The following is an 18,371-nucleotide window of genomic DNA, read 5'->3' as shown; positions in this document are numbered from 1 at the left end:
ACAATGAGCAATTGAAACGATACTACTGCCGGCTGTTCATATCTACGGCTTTGTAGCCGATGAGCAGGTCGGCGCGGGTGCCGGGGGGGCGGTAGTAAACCAGCAGGTCGTACTGGTTTTCGGTTTCGTAGTGGCTGCCCTCGAAATACACTTCGTTGGGAGCGGTGCCCTGGGCGCCGGCTACGGCAAAATCGTAGTTATAGTAGCCTTGCTTGAGCAGGGCGTGGCCGGTGTAAAGCTGCTTGGTTTCGTCGTAAGTCAGCTTGAACTCGTCCCTCAGCTGCCAGTCGCTGAGGGCCCCAAACACGTACACCGGGCCGGGCGCCGGCTGGTCGGCTTTCAGCTGGAAGGTGACGTCGGCGTAGTCGGCATTGGTGGCGCCATTGCCATATTCACGGCTTTCGAACACGCGCTGGCCGTTGGAATCCACGTATTGGTTGTAGGCCGTGAGGTTGCGGGTTACTTCCTGCTGCAGCTCCACGGTGGTAACGGGCACTGCCCGTGGGTTGACGTGCAGCACACCCAGGCCCACCGTTTGGGTAGAGCGGGTATCAAAATACCGGTACTCGCTGAGGCCCGGAAAAGCGTTTTCAAAGTTGAAGTATTGGTAGTCGAGCCGCCGCTCGGTGTCGCGTACGAAGGTGGGGTGCAGGTTGTACTTGGCATTGTCCCAGCGGAAGTTCTGGCGCAGCACCACCTTCACTTCCACGGCCGGGTTCACCAGCTCCACACTGCCGTAGCCCACGCTAAAATCGAGCTGCTGCATGGTAAACCGCTCTTTGCCGCCAATGACGATGCCCGGTGCCAGGCCCACCTGCACCTGGTTTTCATACACTAGCAGCCGGCGTGAAAGCAGCGGCACCCCCGCTGGCGTTTGCACCACCATCAGGTAGTTGCCGCTCAGTTTCACCTGCGGCGCCCGCGTTTTGTAGTGGAAATACGGCGCCTTGGTGCCCGTGCCCACCCGGTAATCGGTAATCAGAAACTCGTTTATCTCGTTCAGAAACTGCATGTCCGTCAGCACCGAGGGCTGCCAGTTGGCATCGCAGTGAATGAGCTTGGCGTTGAAGCGCTGGCTTTGTTCGCCCAGCACATCAAACTCCAGCACGATGGCCGGCGACTGGCCCAGCGGCACCACCGGCGGCTGAAACACTTCGTTGGCCTGGCCCGTGCCCGTGTAGCACTGCACGCTGCGCACATCGGGCGAGTAGGTGTAGTCCTGGTAGCGCAGGGATTTATCGGCGTAATATTCCGGCGGCTTCTGGGTTCCGGGCGTGGTACTGGTGATGGGCGTGCCCAGCGGCACGCAGGCAGCGGCAAGCGAGAGGAGGGAGAGGAAGGGAAGGATGCGCATGGCTCGAAAGGTACGGAAGCTTGCCTTCAGGTAAAATGCGCTGCCGGGTTCGCCTTACCGATGCTACATTTAGCCATTGCTGAAACAACCCCTTTTGCCATGAAACCCTCCCGACTTCGGACGCTGCTTATTGGCCTGGGAGCTGGCGTGGCTTATGGTTTTTTGGCCATGCTGGTGGTGCTGGCCAATGAAGACGGCGTTTCGGTTGGCTACATCTACGTGTTGCCGTTGGTGCTGGGTGCGGTGCCGGTTCTGTTCTCCACGCGGGAGCAGCTTCAGGCTTACAAAGACTATATACTGCTGCCGTGGGGCATCGTGCTGACGGTGTTTTTCCTGTCTTATATCAGTGGTTTTGAAGGCCTCATCTGCCTGGTCATCATCATTGGGCCATTCCTGCTGCTGGGAAGCTTAGGCGCCCTGCTATTTCGGTTCATCAAACTACGGGACGCTGGCAATGGCACGCGGCTCTACGCCTCGCTGCTGCTGCCGTTTCTGGCGCTGCTGGTGGAAAAGGCCATCCACCCCGTCGACCAATTTCACACGGTCACCACATCAGTTTACGTGGATGCTTCGCGGGCGCAGGTTTGGTCTAACGTTCAGAATGTTCGCCACATTCGGCCCGGCGAAATAACCACGCACTTTGTGCACCTGATGGGCGTGCCCAAGCCCCTGGACGGCGCACTCGACTACCCCGGCGCGGGTGGAGTGCGACGCATTACCTGGGAAAAAGGTATTCGGTTTCAGGAGCGCATCACGGCCTGGCACGATAGCACCGGCTTCGCATACGACATCGATGTGGACCCAGCCTCCATTCCACCCACCACCCTCGACGAGCACGTGATGATTGGCGGCGAGTATTTTGACGTAGTGCGCGGCAGCTACTCCCTGGCGCCAGCCGGTCCGGGCCGTTGCCGCGTCACGCTCACCTGCACCTATCGTGTTACCACCAACCTGCCGACCTATAGCCGCTGGTGGGCTGATTTCGTGCTCGATGACTTCAATACAATGATTCTGGAAGTAATAAAGCGACGGAGCGAGCAAGTGGTATCTTAACAAAAAAGGTGGCCTCTCACAAGGCCACCTTTTTTATTTAAACGAAGCTATTGGTTACGCTTTGACCAGGTCAAACCGCCCCAGGTTCATCACCTTGGCCCACACGGCCACGAAGTCCTTCACAAACTTCTCCTGCGAGTCGGCGCAGGCGTACACCTCGGCCAGGGCGCGCAGCTCGGAGTTCGAGCCGAAAATCAGGTCGACGCGGCTGCCGGTCCACTTGGTGGCGCCGGTTTTGCGGTCACGGCCCTGGAAGACGTTCTGGGCATCGGAGGTGCTGCTCCAGGTCGTATTCAGGTCGAGCAGGTTCAGGAAGTAGTCGTTGGTGAGCGAGCCCGGCTGGTCAGTGAACACGCCGAGTCGCGATTGGTCGAAGTTGATGTTGATGGCCCGCAGGCCGCCAAACAGGACCGTCAGCTCAGGAGCGGTCAGGGTCAGCAGTTGGGCTTTGTCAATCAGTAACTCTTCGGCGGCGGCGCGGTGGTGCGTCTTCAGGTAGTTGCGGAAGCCATCGGCGGCCGGCTCCAGGGCGGCGAATGAAACCACATCGGTTTGCTCCTGCGAGGCATCAGCACGGCCTGGGGTGAAGGGTACCGTCACGTCGTGGCCCGCATTTTGGGCGGCTTGCTCAATGCCGACCACACCAGCCAGCACAATGAGGTCAGCCATTGAAACCTGCTTGCCGCCAGTCTGGGCCGTGTTGAACTCCTGCTGAATGCCGCCGAGCTTGTTCAGCACAGTCGATAGCTGCGAGGGGTTGTTCACTTCCCAGTAGCGCTGCGGGGCTAAGCGCAGGCGTCCACCGTTGGTACCGCCGCGCTTGTCGGAGCCGCGGTAGGTGGAGGCCGAAGCCCAGGCAGTGGACACCAGCTGCGGTACCGTGAGGCCAGCCGCCGCAATCCAGCCTTTCAGCGTGGCCACATCCTGGTCGTCAATCACTTGGTAGGTGATGGCCGGAATGGGGTCTTGCCAGAGCAGCTCTTCGGTGGGCACTTCGGGGCCGAGGTAGCGCTCTTTCGGGCCCATGTCGCGGTGCGTCAGCTTGAACCAGGCGCGGGCGAAGGCGTCGGCAAACTGGTCGGGATGCTCATGGAAGCGACGCGAAATCGCCTCATACGCTGGGTCGGCCCGCAGGGCGATGTCCGAGGTGAGCATGAAAGGGGCGTGCTTCACGGCCGGGTCGTGGGCATCGGGGATGGTGCCGGCACCGCCGCCGTTCACAGGGCGCCACTGGTGCGCGCCGGCCGGGCTCTTGGTCAGCTCCCACTCAAAACCGAACAGGTTGTCGAAGTAGTCGTTGCTCCACTTAGCGGGCGTGCGGGTCCAGGCGCCTTCGAGGCCGCTGGTGATGGTGTGCTCCGAGTGGCCCTTGCCGAAGCTGTTGCGCCAGCCCTGGCCCAGTTCTTCGAGGTTGGCCCCAGCGGGCTCGCGGCCCACATATTTGGCGGGGTCAGCGGCGCCGTGGGTTTTGCCGAAGGTGTGGCCGCCGGCAATCAGGGCCACGGTTTCTTCGTCGTTCATGGCCATGCGGCCGAAGGTTTCGCGGATGTCGCGAGCCGAGCGCTCCGGAATCGGCTCACCGTCCGGCCCTTCGGGGTTCACGTAAATGAGACCCATTTGCACGGCGGCCAGTGGGTTTTCCAACTGCCGGTCGTCTACGTAGCGCTTGTCGCCGAGCCACTCGGTTTCGGGGCCCCAGTACACGTCTTCCTGCGGTTCCCACACGTCGGCACGGCCACCAGCGAAGCCGAAAGGCTTCAGGCCCATCGACTCCAGGGCGCAGTTGCCGGCCAGAATCATGAGGTCGGCCCAGGAAATTTGCTTGCCGTATTTCTGCTTGATGGGCCACAGCAGCAGGCGGGCCTTGTCGAGGTTGGCGTTATCGGGCCAGCTGTTGAGCGGGGCGAAGCGCTGCGCGCCCGCGCCGGCGCCGCCCCGGCCATCGGCAATGCGATAGGTGCCGGCGCTGTGCCAGGCCATCCGAATGAAGAAGGGACCGTAGTGGCCATAGTCGGCTGGCCACCAATCCTGCGAGTTGGTCATCAGCTCGAACAAGTCCTGCTTTACGGCGTTCAGGTCGAGTTTCTGGAACTCCTCGGCATAGTTGAAGTCCTTGTCCATGGGGTCGACAAGGGGCGAGTGCTGGCGCAGGATGCTTAGCTTGAGCAAATTGGGCCACCACTCACGGTTGGTGCGGCCCCCACCGGCTGTCTGCTTCACCGCGCCATTGATAAAAGGGCACTGGGCGGCGTCCGCATTCAGGTCGTGGAGGATGGAATTTTCCGGGGGAAGGTCGTGCAGATTGGCGCTCATGTTGAGGTTGAGTTTTGTGTTGTGCTTTTACAAGGCAAATTTCAGCAAAAAGTTTGCGGTTTCGCTTGTGAAGCTGCAACGTAATGTGGGCGATGGTCGAGATAAAATGATTCCTCCTCTTCGCTGATTGGCTGGAAGCGGAAGGTCGACAGTTAAAGGCCTTCTGGATTGTACTTTAACTTTCGCCGGTGTTGTGCGGAGTCCTACGTATTGCGATGGTCGTACATTTCGAAGGGCAAGCAAACCGCTGATGAAGTGTAAAGTGCTCTGCGTTCAATAGTTTAAGAAATACATACTCCTGCTTTATGGAACAAACTGCCTTCAAAGAAGCCATTAAACCTTTTTTCTGGTCCGAACACGACGCCACCGCCTCATTGTGTCTGGAGGTAGGAAGCTACCGGACTGATTTATTCGCTACCCGCGCCGACGAAGGTTTTGAGGGTACTGGCTACGACTGGGCCTCGTTGGCCGACGTGTTTCTGGCGGAGCAGCCCGCCGCCATGCAGCAGGCCATTCGCTTCGACCCTGAAGGCAGCATGTTCTGCGCCTACTCAGCCGACAAACCGGCGCTGCAACGCTTTGCGCTTGATTTCAAAGCCGCCTGCGACGACGAGGAACGAGCCCAGGCCTTGTTCGCGCGGGCCGAGCTGGATTAGCCAGCTGGGAGATTGGTAACGTAATGAGCCGGGGCGATACCCCGAAGACATGCGCTTGCCAGCCCACAACTGGGCAGCATGGTGGCACTCGGCTGGGCAGCCACCTGTATTTAATATTCATTGTCAACTCAATGGACGACACCTGGAACTACGACCTGATGGGCTTGCTCAGACAAGCCTGGGCGGGCCAGTCGGCGCCCCTCACCGACTTCCTGAGCCGTTTTGCCCCGCTAGCGGCTACCAACGCCGACCACAGCGCCCTGCTGGTGCTGCGACGCTTCGACGCCGCATCCAGCCAGGACCAGCGCCGGGTGCTCAACTGCCGGCCCGGTGGGCTCAATTTTCAGCCCGGCATCACCATCACCACTTACTCCGACACCGGTGGGGCTCAAAGCAACGCCTATCTGCCTATGGGTTTCAGCTATAATGGCCTGCAACTGCGGGGCCAGGAAGTGGACCTGCTGCGGGCTGACGCACCAGCCCTGACAACCAACATCACGGAGTTGCTTCGTAAGCTCAATTTCTGGGGCACCTTCGCCGAGGACGCCCTGCGGGCTGCTTTTGGCCGCCTCTGCAACGAGTATTACGCGCCCCGCCAGCCCGCCGCTCCCGCCCCAGATGCGCTGGAAATTGAGTTGCCTAGCGCGGGTAAGCTCACTTATAACTCCCGCTACGAGTGGTACGAAGGCAAAATTGTGGTTGACAACCAGCCCGTGGCGCTTACCGTGGCCTATGTGGCCCCGCCGCAGCTGACGCCGCAACTGGCCTGGGTGGAGCAGCAGCTACGGGCGCGCTTTTGGGAACCAATGCTGGTAGCCATGACCGACCAGATGCTGGCCTTGAAAAACGAGACGTGGCTTGACGATGACGAAGGCGAGCAGGAACTTCGCAAGGAAGAATTCCAGCAGCGCGCAACCATCAGCGACGTGACCTTTTATGCCGACGGTTCGGCCGCCATTTATTGCGACGACGATGACATGTTCTTCGGGCATACCATCGAAATCATGGTTGATAAAAACGGCCAATACCGCACCGCGCAACTAGCAGGCTAGCGCCATATGGGACTGTATCTGGAAGAACTGAGCGCGTTGCGCCAGCGCGCCGCCACCGGGGTGCGGCACGGCCTGGCGCTGCTACACCAAACCAATGGCGATGTCGCGGCTGCCGAAGCCCTGTTTCGGCTGGAACTGACGCAGCTAGTGGCACAAAAAGCCGACGTGCCCGAAGCCGCCGCCCGCCAAGCCTTGGAACTTGCCGGCTACAACGTGCCGCAGGCGTTGCAGCAGTTGGAACAAGCCCGTTACTCGCTCACGCAGCGCATTCTACGGCGGTATCGCGAGCCCGCCAACGCCGTGCGCCGAGTGGCCGACGCCGTGGAGGAGGCCCGGCAGATGCCCCGCAAGCACTGGCTCTGCATTGATGCCGCCCAGCTGCTACCGTCACCCCTGGCCTGCGTGCTGGTGGTGAGCGAGTGGCTGGCCTATGAAGACTGGGAGGGCCTGGACGCAGCCGTATACTTCCACCTCGATGCGGTGCTGGCCTGCCTCGACCAGTCATTGGCACTCCCACAGGCCAGCCAGGCCTTGCGGCACGTTGCTACCCTGGAACATGCGCAGGCCGAGTCCCGTCGTCGCGATTTGGCCCGTACTGGCAGCTTCATGCCCACACTGGAGTTTGAGGCAGCCAGTGTGGCATTTGAGGCACAGCGCCCGCGCATTGTGCAAGCCCTGTACGAGTTGATTGAACACAACATCGGGCTCTTTCCGTGAGTGAACACCCAGGTTTTACATCCTCAAAATAGCTGTTCCGCCCGCATGCTGACCGAAACCCAACGCCAACTGCTCGCAGAACTGCAGCAGGAGGTACAGTCCCATGGCCTCCAATCGGGCGAAATCATCCTGGAGCTGTCTGAAGTTGCGGGCAGCCGGTACGCCGTTGAGCCACTGCTGGTGGCTTTCTTCTCCCAGCAAGCTATTCGGATTTTTCCGGAAGGCTCAGCGGTAAGTGAAATAACATATCAGCAGGCAGTTGCGTCGATGAAGTATGGACTGAGTTCGAAAATCAACTACACGCGCATCAACCGCGAGTTCTCACCCTCGGACCAGAACCGAATCGTGCATTCTTTTCTGCGCCTGTTCGATAAGCCCCGCTTCTATTCAACCAGCGCCAGAATTTATCGGGCCAACCTGGACCTAGAAGATTTTTGGGAAAGCGGCGGGGCCATTGTCATCGACGAGCACGCCATCGGCATTCTGTGGGAAAACGACCTGTACGCCAAGTTCCGGTAGCTCCGCTACATTCGCTGGGCACTATGAGCCCCGCACCAGTAGCAGCCGGCCTTGCTAGCGCATGGAGGTTTCCTCTGTTCGGGATAGATATCTACCCCTTGCCATTTCAAAAACACAGCCTCAGCATACACACATGAGACTTCTGGAAATCGTAAAATTGCTTGATGGCCAGCCCAATGCCACGCGGCGAGCGTTGATTATTGAGCACCTCGATGCATGGGACGTGCGCTACGTAGAGCAGAAGTACGCAACCGGCACCAATCTATTCGTTGACCTGGGTCGGGCAGAACGTAAAATTGGGGTAGGTACTCATTTTGACCGCGTGCCCGTTTCGGCCGGTGCCAACGACAATGGCTCGGCCATTGCCGTTGGCTTGGATATTATTCGCAAGCACCAGGAGGCTGGCAGTGCCGCCGGCGTGCGGGTATTCTTTTTTGACGAGGAGGAAACGGGCCTGAAGGGCTCGCGGACCTACGTCGCCCAGTACGGTATCCAGAACCTGACGGGACTGCTCAACATGGAGCTGGTTGGCATGGGCGACAAATTTGCTCTGTGGCCCGTAGACGCCTCTGGCAGCGGGCCGTTGCTCAACGCGTTTGAAACCGTGGCCAGGCAGCAGCAGGTGAGCAGCAGCCGGTTCGACCAGATAGTAACGAACACCGCCGACCACTTGCCTTTTCGCCAGGCTGGACTGCGCGACGCCTTCACCATAACGTGCATCACCGACCAGGATATTGCTACTGCGCAGCACTACTTTCAAGCAGTAGAGCAACAAGCCGATACCAGCAAATTAATGGCTATTCTGACGCAGGCCCCGCTTTTCAGGCATTACCACCAGCCCACCGATACCTATGAAAAGCTGAATGAAGCCGCATTAGCAATGACATCGGCCGCCATCTGGGAAACCATTTTAACAATACAGTAAGCCCATTTCAGCCAGTAAGCGGACAGTGATAAGCTTCTGTGCATAAATGGAATTCCTGCCTAAATAGCCTTTTGCGTTTACAAATCTTCAAATGAAAATTTATTCAGCACTACAAATCGGTGAGTACCACATAAACCACTGCGAAGACTATCTATTTGTTGGAGATATCGGCGATAACAAGGTGCTGTGCGCCGTTATGGATGGTTGTACAATGGCAATAGATAGTTATTTTGTATCAACTCTGGTTGGAAAAATACTTCGGAAAATAGTGACAGAAAAAGGATATAAGGAACTGTATAACACTGAAGTTTCTTTGGATGTTGACGAATATTTGAAGTCAATATTAAAAGATTTGTTTAAGGAGTTGACTATAACTAAGCATCAGCTTATGCTTGACCAGAAAGAATTATTGACAACTCTTATCATTCTACTTGTTGACAAGCAAACTGACAAAGGGATTGTGATGGTTGTCGGCGATGGACTGGTAAGCATAAATGGTGTTGTTACTGAATTTGACCAGGATAATAAACCAGATTACCTAGGCTTTTATTTGAATGAGGACTTTGATAAATGGTACAATAGTCAAGGTCAAAAAATAGTATTTGATAGCGTTCAAGATATCAGCATTGCTACGGATGGAATTTTTATGTTTTCACAAGTAAAGAAGGTTGGCCAAGTAAGTGTAATCGACCCAATAAATTTTTTAATAACTGATAAGACAAATGCGGAAAAAGAAGAAATGTTAAGTATGAAATTAAAAAAGCTAGAATATAGCTGCGGTTTGAGGCCAACAGATGATTTTGCCATGATTAGGATTATAGCATAATTTTCTGATAATGAATATTGACTTACTTAAAATAACTGCTATGTGTAAATTTATTGCACGACATACTTGCCTATTGCTAGTAATTATTCTAACTTCTTGTGAGGTGAGGTCAACTAATAAGAATGCTGAGGGAAGGGGAATTGAGTATCCCAAAGTCGACTCAACAGCAATCGTACATACTGATGTTTCGACCAAACAAGCTTTAGTAGATGACACAACCGACTATAGCAATGCTGATTATGCTACCTATTATATCGTGGTAGCGGATACGAGCTTTGACTACCATATTCTTCACAAGGAAATGTTTAGTCTCAGTAATCAGCTAAGTATACCTATTGACACAATGGGAAGACTTTATAACAAGACAAAGAATCTTATTGCCCTGCCTGATAATGATGAAGATGAAATGTATGCGGGTGATTACTTTCCGAGGCGTACCCTGTCAGAGAACTTAAGCTTAGAGTATTTGAATTGCTACCAAAAACACGCAGGAGAAAAAACAATTGCTTTGGTGGCTGGTATTTACGAGACAGATAAAAGTGCGGACAGTGTAGCGACTGTTTTGCGAAAGGTAGAGAAAGGAGCGTTTAAAATTAAATCAACTATTTATGTGGGCTGTATGCACTAAAAGCCAAAGCACTACGCTTTCATCATTGGTACATTTTTATGTAGTAGTTAATATTGTTTCTGCATATAAGGATTGCTACTAAAAAGTAAAATTCCTCAAATATTCGCAAACTGTTGTCAATAAGAAAAGCCTCTCCTGAAGCTACTGACTTCGGGAGAGGCTTTCGGTTTTAATAGCCTTGCTGGTTACATCTCTGCCAGTATTTCCCAACGGTCATTTAGCTGGGCCAGCTCTTTTTTAACGGTTTCAAACTTCATCGTCGCATCTTTCAGCTGCGCGGCGTTTTCGTAGATTTTCGGGTCGGCGAGCTGCTTTTCGTAGCCGGCCAATTCCTTTTCCAGCGTGTCGATTTTGGCTTCTACTTCGGCCAGCTCCTTGAGGGCTTTCTTCTGGTCGGGCGACGAAGTTTTGGCGGGCATGGCTTCGGCTTTTTTGTCCTCCTTCGGCTGGGGCTTATTGGCCGAGGGGCTGGGCAGGCCGGCTTTCTTGGCGGCTTTCTCCCGGTCTTCCTGCCACTGCTCGTACTCCACGTAGGTGCCGGGGTACTCCTTCAACTGGTAGTCCTCAATAAACCAGATTTTGGTGGCCACGTTCTCCACGAAATACCGGTCGTGGCTGATGACGATGAACGTGCCTTCGTACTGCTCCAGCGCTTGGATGAGGATGTTGACCGACACCATATCCAAGTGGTTGGTCGGTTCGTCGAGCAGCAGGAAGTTGGCTTCTGAAATCAGGGTTTTGGCCAGCGCCACGCGGCTTTTTTCGCCGCCGCTCAGCACCTTGATTTTCTTGAAAACCTCCTCGCCCGTGAACAGGAACGAGCCCAGTACCGAGCGCAATTCCATGTCGTTGCGCTTCGAGCCGGCCTCGCTCATCTCCTGTAAAATCTCGTTGTCGAGCGTCAGGGATTCCAGCTGGTGCTGGGCGTAGAACGACATAATCACGTTGTGGCCCAGCTGGTGCTTGCCATTCGTGGGGGCCTCGGTGCCGGCCACGAGGCGCATCAGTGTCGATTTGCCTTTGCCGTTGGCACCAATTAGCGCGATTTTGTCGCCCCGCTCAATGTGCACATTGGTATCGCGGAAGATGAGCTTCTGGTCGTACTTCTTCGTCACATGCTCCATGCGAAGGATGTGGCGGCCGGGCTCAACTTTGAAGGTAAACTTCATGTTGATTTTGGCCGCGTCCTGGGCCACGTCCTCGATGCGCTCCAGCTTGTCGAGGGCTTTCACACGGCTCTGGGCCTGCTTGGCCTTGCTGGCCTTGGCCTTGAAGCGCTCGATGAAGCGCTCGGCCTGCCGAATCTGGGCCTGCTGGTTTTCAAAAGCACCCTTCTGGATGAGGTTGCGCTCCTCCTTTTCTTCTAGGTAATAGGAGTAGTTGCCGGCGTAAGGCACCAGCTTGCCGCCGGTTACCTCCACCGTTGTATTGGTGGTGCGGTCCAGAAAGGCGCGGTCGTGACTCACGATGATAACGGCGCCCTCGTAGTCGGCCAGGTAGTTTTCAATCCACTTGATACTCGGCAAGTCCAGGTGGTTGGTGGGTTCGTCGAGGAGCAGGAGGGAAGGCTGCTGAAGCAGGATTTTGGCCAGCATTACACGCATGCGCCAGCCACCTGAAAAGCTCTTGAGCGGCTTGGCCAGGTCTTCGGTCGAGAAGCCCAGGCCTTCCAGGATTTCCTCGGCGCGGGCCTGCATGGTGTAGCCGCCCAGCGCCTCAAACCGCTCCTGCATGGTGGCCAGCTTGTCCACCAAATCATCGGAGTAGTCGGTTTCGAACAGCACCAGGATTTCATCAATCTTCTTCTGCAGTTCCAATGCTTCCTCGAAGGCTTGCATGGCCACGTGCAGGATGCTCTCGTGGGTGTCATAGCTCAGCAAATCCTGGTTAAGGAAGCCCAGGCTCACTTCCTTACTCATCGAAATCGAGCCGCCGTCGGCCTTGTACTCGCCCACCAGCAGACGCAGCAAGGTCGATTTACCAGTGCCATTGAGGCCGATGAGGCCGATTTTATCCTTGGGCTTGATGTGCAGGCTGGCGTTGTCGTACAGCGTACGGGAGCCGAAGTGGAAGTCGAGGTCGGAAATGCTTATCATGGAGTCGCGGGGTATTCGGACACAAAGGTACGGCCTACGCTTGGGGCTACCGTCCATTAAAAAGCGACGGGCCGGTTTCTTAACCAACAATTGGCGCCGAAAAGTGCATGGATAAGCCTACAAGCCGCTTGGCCGCGACAAAGTACCGGACACAGGTGAAGCACCAGTGGCAGAACGAAGGCCGTAAAATCGGGTATGCCGTTCCGAAGAAGTGGCCTCTATGGATGCTCCCGGCCGCTTTCGGCTTGCCCGGTTCGCAGCGAAGAAGCCCGGATGTACAAATCAGGCTGGAGCACCAGGTGGCGTGGGGTAAAGGGCTGGTTTTGCTCCTGCATTATCTGGAGCAGCAGGTGGGTGGCCGACCGTCCCATCAGCTCGCAATGCTGGTCGATGGAGGTGATTTTGGGTACGGTAAGGCGCGAAAAAACTTCGTTGCTGAAGCCTACCAGGCCAATGTCTTCCGGCACGCGCAGGCCCCGCTCCTGAAGCAGTTCAAGGGCCCCGGCGGCTGAAAAGTCGCTGCCCGAAAACACCGCATCGGGTGGCTGGGGCAGGGCCAGCAGCTGGTGCATTCCGGCGCGGCCATCCTGCATGGTCATGTCGCTCACGAGGATGAGGTCTTCCTGCACCGGAAGGCCGTACTCGCGCAGGGCATCCTCGTAGCCCTGGCGGCGCTGCTTGTAGATGCTGAGCTGCTGCGGGCCACTGAAGTGGGCAATGCGCCGGTAGCCCTGGGCCAGCAGGTGGCGGGTGGCGCGGTAGCCACCAGTGCGGTCATCGAGCACCACGGCATTCACCTGGTAGCCTTCCAGAATGCGGTCGAAAAACACCAGCGGAATGTCACGCTTGCGTACTTTCTCGAAGTGCTTGAACTCGGTGGTGGTGCGTGAAACCGACACCAGGATGCCCTCTACCTGAGCATTCATCAGAATTTCCAGATTCTCGCGCTCGTGCACCAAGTCTTCGTTCGACTGGCAGATGAGGACGTGGTAACCCGCCTGGCTGGCCGCGGCCTCGATGCCTTTGACCACCTGCGAGAAGAAGTTACCGTCGATGTGGGGCACCACCACGCCCAGCATGTTGCTGCGGCCCCGGCGCAGGCCCGAAGCCAGGCTGTTGGGGTGGTAGCCCAGTTCCTGGGCCAGGTCGGTCACGCGTTTCACGGTGGCTTCGCTGATGGCGGGGTGTCCGCTAAGCGCCCGCGAAACCGTGGAAACAGAAACGTTAAGCTGCTTGGCTAAATCGGTGATAGAGGCGCGTTTTTTTGCCACAGTAAGGAAGGGAAGGCCGGGTGCGGCGTTGGCTACGTTGCTTCGCAAGATATTGATGCAAAAACGCATGCAAATATTGCACAGAATTGCCCTGCCAACGACTTGCCTCGTCGCCGATGAAAATTCCAGCCTGAGCACAGCTGCGCATAACCTTGCCAGTGCTTACATGACTGCGTATTAATCCGCAGGCGCCACTTGCCAGAAATGAGGTCACGCTCGAAACGCGCCCGGCTCCCTAACTTTGGACTATGCTCAATTCTACTCCGTTACGTTCCTCCCGCGTTAGCCTTGTTGCCTGCCTGGCAGGAGCTTGGCTGGTTTCGATGGCCGCCGCCCACCCCGCCACGGCCAGCCCAAACCCTGGCCGCCCGGCCCTCGATTCTGCCCTGACGCGGCGCGCCTATGCGTTGGGCCCGGAGTTGGAGCGCGCAGAGTGGGATGAATTTTCGCAAACCCTGCGCTACCGGACACAGCCGGTGTGGGCTGGCATCGGCAATCATGCAGTAGGGCTGCGGGGAAGGAATTTATATTGCCCTAACAATTTGAGCGTAGGTGAGCGCAATCAATTGGGCTTTAATCAGTGGGTGAAGTACAAGTCTACTGGCTATGGCTGGACGCCGAACAGCGCGCTGATGCAATTCAGCCACCTGCAGTTCGATTTGAAACCCCGGAACCGGGGGCACTGGAAAACCACGGCCGGCCTGCGGCAGCTCAACAACTACATGGACGACTTGGACTTGGAGCGCCGGGCAGTGGAGTATGAGCGCCTGAGCATGGTGTTGCGCGAAAAAGCCAGCAAAATGCGCAAGCTGGAGCAGGCGCTGCCCGTGCTGGTCTTTACACTAAGTGATAATGGCCAGGTAGTGGGCGTGGGCGTTGATGCCACTCGCACCAAAACCAAGCTTTCCAGTCGCAGCCGGGGCCTGTTGCTGAAAGCCGTGCGCAATGAGCGTTTCCGCCTGCCCGCCCGGCAGTATCAGGTAACTACCAAGAAAACCAACTTTCAGCCGATGACAGTGCACCCACTGGAGCAGCCGCGTCCATTTCGCGAAAAGCTGGCGCGGCTGGCGCTGGGCTACCGGGCCCGGCAGGTAGTGGGTGGCGTAGCCTGGGTGAGCCGGCCGGTGGTGTTGCCGTTGCGCGGCTTACTCTACCGCAAAACCGTTTTGCATGGTCGCTGCGGCGAAACCCGCATCGAATGGATACCGCGCTTCTGGGGGCGGCACTAGAGGCCTCAAGCACGTTGCCCGCGAAGCGTATCAGGCCGCCTAAGCTACTACTTCGGAGAGGTGCCTTGGAGCTTTTAGCTGGATGATACCCAGCTTGTCCAGCGCCACAATAACCGGGTAGGAGGGGTCGAACTCCCATTTCTTGACGCCGAAATTGACACGGCTGGGTAGCTTGTGGTGGTTGTTCTGAAACAATTCGCCGCCGGTTAGAAAATCGAAAAACAGCGAGTTGCGGCTTTTGTCGTGGTTGTCGAAGTTCTGGTAGCCGTATTTGTGGCCGGCCCAGTTCACAATGGCCCCGTGCACCGCGCCCATCATGAGGTGAATGGGGAGAAGCAGGTACTGCCACCAGGCCGTGGCAAAGTTGATGTAGAACAGCATGTAAGCTGTGCCCCAGGCCAGGCGCGAGTACCAGCGGTGGGCAAAATCTTCCAGCACCGGCCATTCCGGGTAGTCGCCCTCGAAGCGTTGCGCGGCCACCGAAGTGCCCTGAATGCACTCCTGGTACGTATTGCGCGTTTTCCACATCATCGCAAAGGCGTTGGCGCTGTTATGGGGCGAGTGTGGGTCGTTGGGCGTATCAGAATAGGCGTGGTGCATGCGGTGCAGCAGCGCGTAGGCCCGTGGCGACATAAAGCTGCTGCCTTGCGCCACATACGTCAAGATGAAAAACAGCCGCTCGGCCAGTGGTGACATCGTGAACATGCGGTGCGCAGCGTAGCGATGCTGAAAAAACGTCTGCGTAAAAAGCGACAAATACCAGTGCCCGACAAAAAACAGGAGAATAGCCATCAAGGAAATAAATAGGTTAGCTCGCAGGTCGAAAAAAGAAACCCGGAGACCTATTTAGTGTGGCTCAGTTGCTTCGCTTTGGCTAGTGCTGGGGCAAGGTACAGCTAATCTCAGTTGTATGAATTGTGGCCGAGCCGAAGCAGGGCTGGGCCTTTGAGGTAAAAAGCCCATCATGCCGAGCGCAGCTATTTCGGCAGCGGTGCTTCGTCGGCGCTTTCGCTGAGCTTTTGGGCCAGCTTCTGGGGCACACCCACGTTGTTGAACAGGCCGCTTACCACGCCCTGCCGCCAGAGCGTGAATACCGAAAAGCGTGGCTCGCGGGTACTACTCATTTCGCCCGATACCAGCTTGCCGCGCTTGCGCGGGTTCTGGTCGCGGATGACGATGACATTCGCCGCTTTTGAAATGACGCGCTTTAACAACGTTTTTTTCATTTCCTCGTCCTGATAGCCCAGCAGCTCCATTTGCAGGCCCGTGTATTCGGTCCGCATAGTACCAGTCACGCGCTGGCGGTCGGCCTGCAGGCTGAAGCGGATGCGCTGCACGTCGCCGCTCTTGAACTTGACCAGCCGGGTGGGCACCGTCATGGGGTTGACGAGGGCGAATTGGCCCGGGCCGAAACTGCCCCATACCCGGTGCCGGCCCTTGGGGTCGAGCACGTACGCCGAAATCTGCGCGTCAATCCGGCACTTGTTCTGGAGGTAGGTGGTGGCCCGGCCGGTAAGGGGCGTGGCGGGCGTCATGTGGCGGCGGTCGTTGCTCAGATTGAAGAAGCTGCCGTTGAAGCGGTTAATGCTCATCGTGCCCACAATGGGCGTGCGCGGGCTGCGGTAAGTGGTGTAGAGGTTGCCGTTCACAAGGTCAAGGCGGCGCACATCCACCGTGATAGGCAGCTTGCGCATTTCCTCGGGCGAGATTTTCGAAAGGTTCGGATTGATGGGCCCGCGGCCGTCGGAGGCAATGAGTACCCGTGGGCTCTGGGCCGTGGCCCGCGTCAGGCGGAAGTCGCCGTGGCGCACCAGGTTGGGGTAGTCAAGACCGGCCAGCGTCAGCGAAGCTACCTTGAGGGTGACAGCCGGCGCCTGGTAGCCCTTGTGCAGGTTCATGCCCACGGGCGAGTAGCTGGGTTTCAGTCGCATGTCTTCGAAACGCAGCAGGCGGGCGTCGGTATCAATTTTCACCCGCTCGGTGCTGGCAAAATAGAAGGGTGGGTCGAATGGCGACGACAGCCGGCCCGACTGTCCCTGCCAGGACCGCGCGTAGGCAATGCGGCTGGACTCGTCGCTGGCCGCTTGGTCGATGCGGATTTCACGGCCCGTCAAATCCAGGGCGCAGATGTGGGGCGAATGGCGCCAGCGGCCAATACGGACTTCGGCGTTGCGCACGCGCAGCTGCGTCAGGTCGGAGCGGTAGGCTACTTTGCTCAGCAGCTGCCATAGCGGGGGCGGCGGCTGGGTAGGCGGAATGAAGAGAAGCTTCGCCCCATCTAATTCAAGCTGCTTCGCCTGAAAGTGCTGCTGATGCTGCAGCTGCGCGGCATCAAAGCCGGTGAGAGCCAAGCGCGGCAGCGTCAGGTTGACGCGCACGCCGCCCGGCTTGCCCTGGCCCGTCACAGGCTGGCGCACCCGCAAGGAGCGCAGGTCGAACGTGCCGGTTTCGGTTGATAAATGCAGGCTGCTTAGCGCTACCGCATGGGCCGCCAGCGTGGCCTGGCTGGGTCCCAGGTCGACCTTCCAGGCTTTGGCAAAGAACACACTACGACCATTTGCCGCCGTGGCCGAATCATAGTGAATGGCCGTTGCCGCCATTTCCAGCTGCCGGATAATAGGGTTCTCCGGTGTGCCGGCCAAGTGCAGGTAGCCGCCACGCACGGCCAGATGCGCCACGTCAAGCCCCTGCAGAAAGGCTGGCGCAGTGCTCGGTTTAGGCGAAGAAGCTTTGGCGGGCGTCATGGTCAGCCGTGGCCCCTGCACCAGCAGCGAATCGGCCCGGAAACGATGCTGGTGCTGCAACATAGCCGCATCCAAACCAGTCAGTACTAGGCGGGGCAGGGCCAGGTCGAGGCGCAGGTTACCGGGTTTGCTGGCTGCGAGGGGTAGAATCCGGACTGAATCGAGCCCCACCCTTTTGTCGGCGGTAGAAATATTCAGCCCGGCCAGTGCCAGCGAATGGCCCAAGGCCCGGCCCTGACTGCGTTGCAGTTTCAAGCTCCAAGCTTCCGCATAACCCAGCCGTTGCGAATCGGCGGCGCCTTCGGAGCTGATGAGCAGGTTGTTGGCGCTGAGGTCGGCACGCTGCAGGCGGACGGTGGTTTGGGTGCTATCGGGCAGGTAGGAGACTTGCGTATGCTGCAAGCCAAAGTAGTTGATGTCAAGCCCTTTTAGCTTAAGTGGCAGGCGCTGGTGCAGGGGCTGGCTGACGTTGTGGGTAGGCTGTGTTGCCAGAGCCAATACGTCGAGGCGCACCGAATCGAGCACCACGCTGTCAACGGGCACCTCGCCCCTGCGCAGCAGCGCGAGCAGGCCCACACCGGTCACGTTCAGCTCGGCCGCGTCGAGGCGCAGGCGGGGGAGGGTGTCGGCGACCTGGGCGGCGGGGCGCAGGCGTACCCCGCGCAGCCGGATGGCGCGTTGCATCAGGCTGGTATTCAGGTCTGAAATTTGCAGCCGATACTGGCCGTGGGTTTGCTTGTTGACTTGCTTTTCCAGCGTGTTCAGCAACCAGGCATCCAGAAAATGCAGCCCCACCAGCGCGACTGCCAGCAGCAGCCCAGCTATTCCCAATAGCCACCAGCCCCAGCGCCGGCCGTGGGCAGGAGTAGCAGCAGGAGAGGAGTTGACAGGGCGAACGGTTTCGGACACGGGAAGCAGGGCAAGAGTAGCGTAACGGGAAAGGTCCCGGCTAGGGTTGTGCGCAGGGCGGCCCGAGTCGATGGAAACA

At 57.6% G+C, this 18,371-nt stretch carries 15 protein-coding genes; 9 read left to right on the top strand and 6 right to left on the bottom strand.

Annotated features, from left to right (window positions below):
- Positions 1-22: 22 nt before the first annotated feature.
- Positions 23-1,354, bottom strand: coding sequence for a DUF5103 domain-containing protein (locus tag J4E00_RS03465; RefSeq protein WP_208173609.1), 1,332 nt, complete (start codon positions 1,352-1,354; stop codon positions 23-25).
- 99 nt (positions 1,355-1,453) lie between these two features.
- On the opposite strand from J4E00_RS03465, the gene J4E00_RS03460 reads away from it, so the two are divergent.
- A complete protein-coding gene (locus J4E00_RS03460) occupies positions 1,454-2,407 on the top strand; it encodes an SRPBCC family protein (RefSeq protein WP_208173608.1) in 954 nt (317 codons plus the stop codon).
- 54 nt (positions 2,408-2,461) lie between these two features.
- On the opposite strand, the gene katG is transcribed toward J4E00_RS03460, so the two are convergent.
- Positions 2,462-4,720 carry a catalase/peroxidase HPI gene (gene katG / locus J4E00_RS03455; protein WP_208173607.1) on the bottom strand — a complete coding sequence of 753 codons (2,259 nt, stop codon included), beginning with the start codon at positions 4,718-4,720 and terminating at the stop codon, positions 2,462-2,464.
- Positions 4,721-5,025: 305 nt separating this feature from the next.
- Here katG and J4E00_RS03450 point away from each other — a divergent pair, with 305 nt between their 5' ends.
- The 7 genes from J4E00_RS03450 (at position 5,026) to J4E00_RS03420 (ending at position 10,043) form a co-directional block, all read left to right on the top strand.
- Positions 5,026-5,376, top strand: coding sequence for an Imm51 family immunity protein (locus J4E00_RS03450; RefSeq protein WP_208173606.1), 351 nt, complete (start codon positions 5,026-5,028; stop codon positions 5,374-5,376).
- A gap of 131 nt (positions 5,377-5,507) precedes the next feature.
- Positions 5,508-6,428 carry a DUF2262 domain-containing protein gene (locus tag J4E00_RS03445; RefSeq protein WP_208173605.1) on the top strand — a complete coding sequence of 307 codons (921 nt, stop codon included), beginning with the start codon at positions 5,508-5,510 and terminating at the stop codon, positions 6,426-6,428.
- Positions 6,429-6,434: 6 nt separating this feature from the next.
- Positions 6,435-7,145: a hypothetical protein gene (locus J4E00_RS03440; RefSeq protein ID WP_208173604.1), complete on the top strand. Its 711-nt coding sequence runs from the start codon at positions 6,435-6,437 to the stop codon at positions 7,143-7,145.
- Between the two features lie 45 nt (positions 7,146-7,190).
- Complete coding sequence (locus J4E00_RS03435; protein WP_208173603.1) at positions 7,191-7,664, top strand: hypothetical protein; 474 nt, start codon at positions 7,191-7,193, stop codon at positions 7,662-7,664.
- 133 nt (positions 7,665-7,797) lie between these two features.
- Positions 7,798-8,589: a M28 family metallopeptidase gene (locus tag J4E00_RS03430; protein ID WP_208173602.1), complete on the top strand. Its 792-nt coding sequence runs from the start codon at positions 7,798-7,800 to the stop codon at positions 8,587-8,589.
- 91 nt (positions 8,590-8,680) lie between these two features.
- Positions 8,681-9,415 carry a protein phosphatase 2C domain-containing protein gene (locus tag J4E00_RS03425; protein WP_208173601.1) on the top strand — a complete coding sequence of 245 codons (735 nt, stop codon included), beginning with the start codon at positions 8,681-8,683 and terminating at the stop codon, positions 9,413-9,415.
- 10 nt (positions 9,416-9,425) lie between these two features.
- Positions 9,426-10,043, top strand: coding sequence for a hypothetical protein (locus J4E00_RS03420; protein WP_208173600.1), 618 nt, complete (start codon positions 9,426-9,428; stop codon positions 10,041-10,043).
- Between the two features lie 185 nt (positions 10,044-10,228).
- Here J4E00_RS03420 and J4E00_RS03415 read toward each other — a convergent pair whose 3' ends face one another.
- Complete coding sequence (locus J4E00_RS03415) at positions 10,229-12,139, bottom strand: ABC-F family ATP-binding cassette domain-containing protein (RefSeq protein ID WP_208173599.1); 1,911 nt, start codon at positions 12,137-12,139, stop codon at positions 10,229-10,231.
- A gap of 218 nt (positions 12,140-12,357) precedes the next feature.
- Positions 12,358-13,410, bottom strand: a complete 1,053-nt coding sequence (locus tag J4E00_RS03410) for a LacI family DNA-binding transcriptional regulator (protein ID WP_208173598.1) — start codon at positions 13,408-13,410, stop codon at positions 12,358-12,360.
- Between the two features lie 248 nt (positions 13,411-13,658).
- Between J4E00_RS03410 and J4E00_RS03405 the strand changes: the two genes are divergently transcribed.
- Entirely contained in the window at positions 13,659-14,639 is a 981-nt protein-coding gene (locus tag J4E00_RS03405) for a hypothetical protein (RefSeq protein WP_208173597.1), read from the top strand.
- A 39-nt stretch (positions 14,640-14,678) separates the two neighbouring features.
- On the opposite strand, the gene J4E00_RS03400 is transcribed toward J4E00_RS03405, so the two are convergent.
- Together J4E00_RS03400 and J4E00_RS03395 are read right to left on the bottom strand one after the other, a co-directional pair.
- The gene (locus tag J4E00_RS03400) at positions 14,679-15,431 is read right to left on the bottom strand and encodes an acyl-CoA desaturase (RefSeq protein WP_208173596.1); all 753 of its coding nucleotides are present in this window, start codon (positions 15,429-15,431) and stop codon (positions 14,679-14,681) included.
- Positions 15,432-15,616: 185 nt separating this feature from the next.
- Positions 15,617-18,292, bottom strand: coding sequence for a hypothetical protein (locus tag J4E00_RS03395; RefSeq protein WP_208173595.1), 2,676 nt, complete (start codon positions 18,290-18,292; stop codon positions 15,617-15,619).
- Positions 18,293-18,371 lie beyond the last annotated feature (79 nt).

Source organism: Hymenobacter negativus, from assembly GCF_017571495.1.
Classification (GTDB): Bacteria; Bacteroidota; Bacteroidia; order Cytophagales; family Hymenobacteraceae; genus Hymenobacter; species Hymenobacter negativus.
This window is presented reverse-complemented; position numbering and strand designations above follow the sequence as displayed.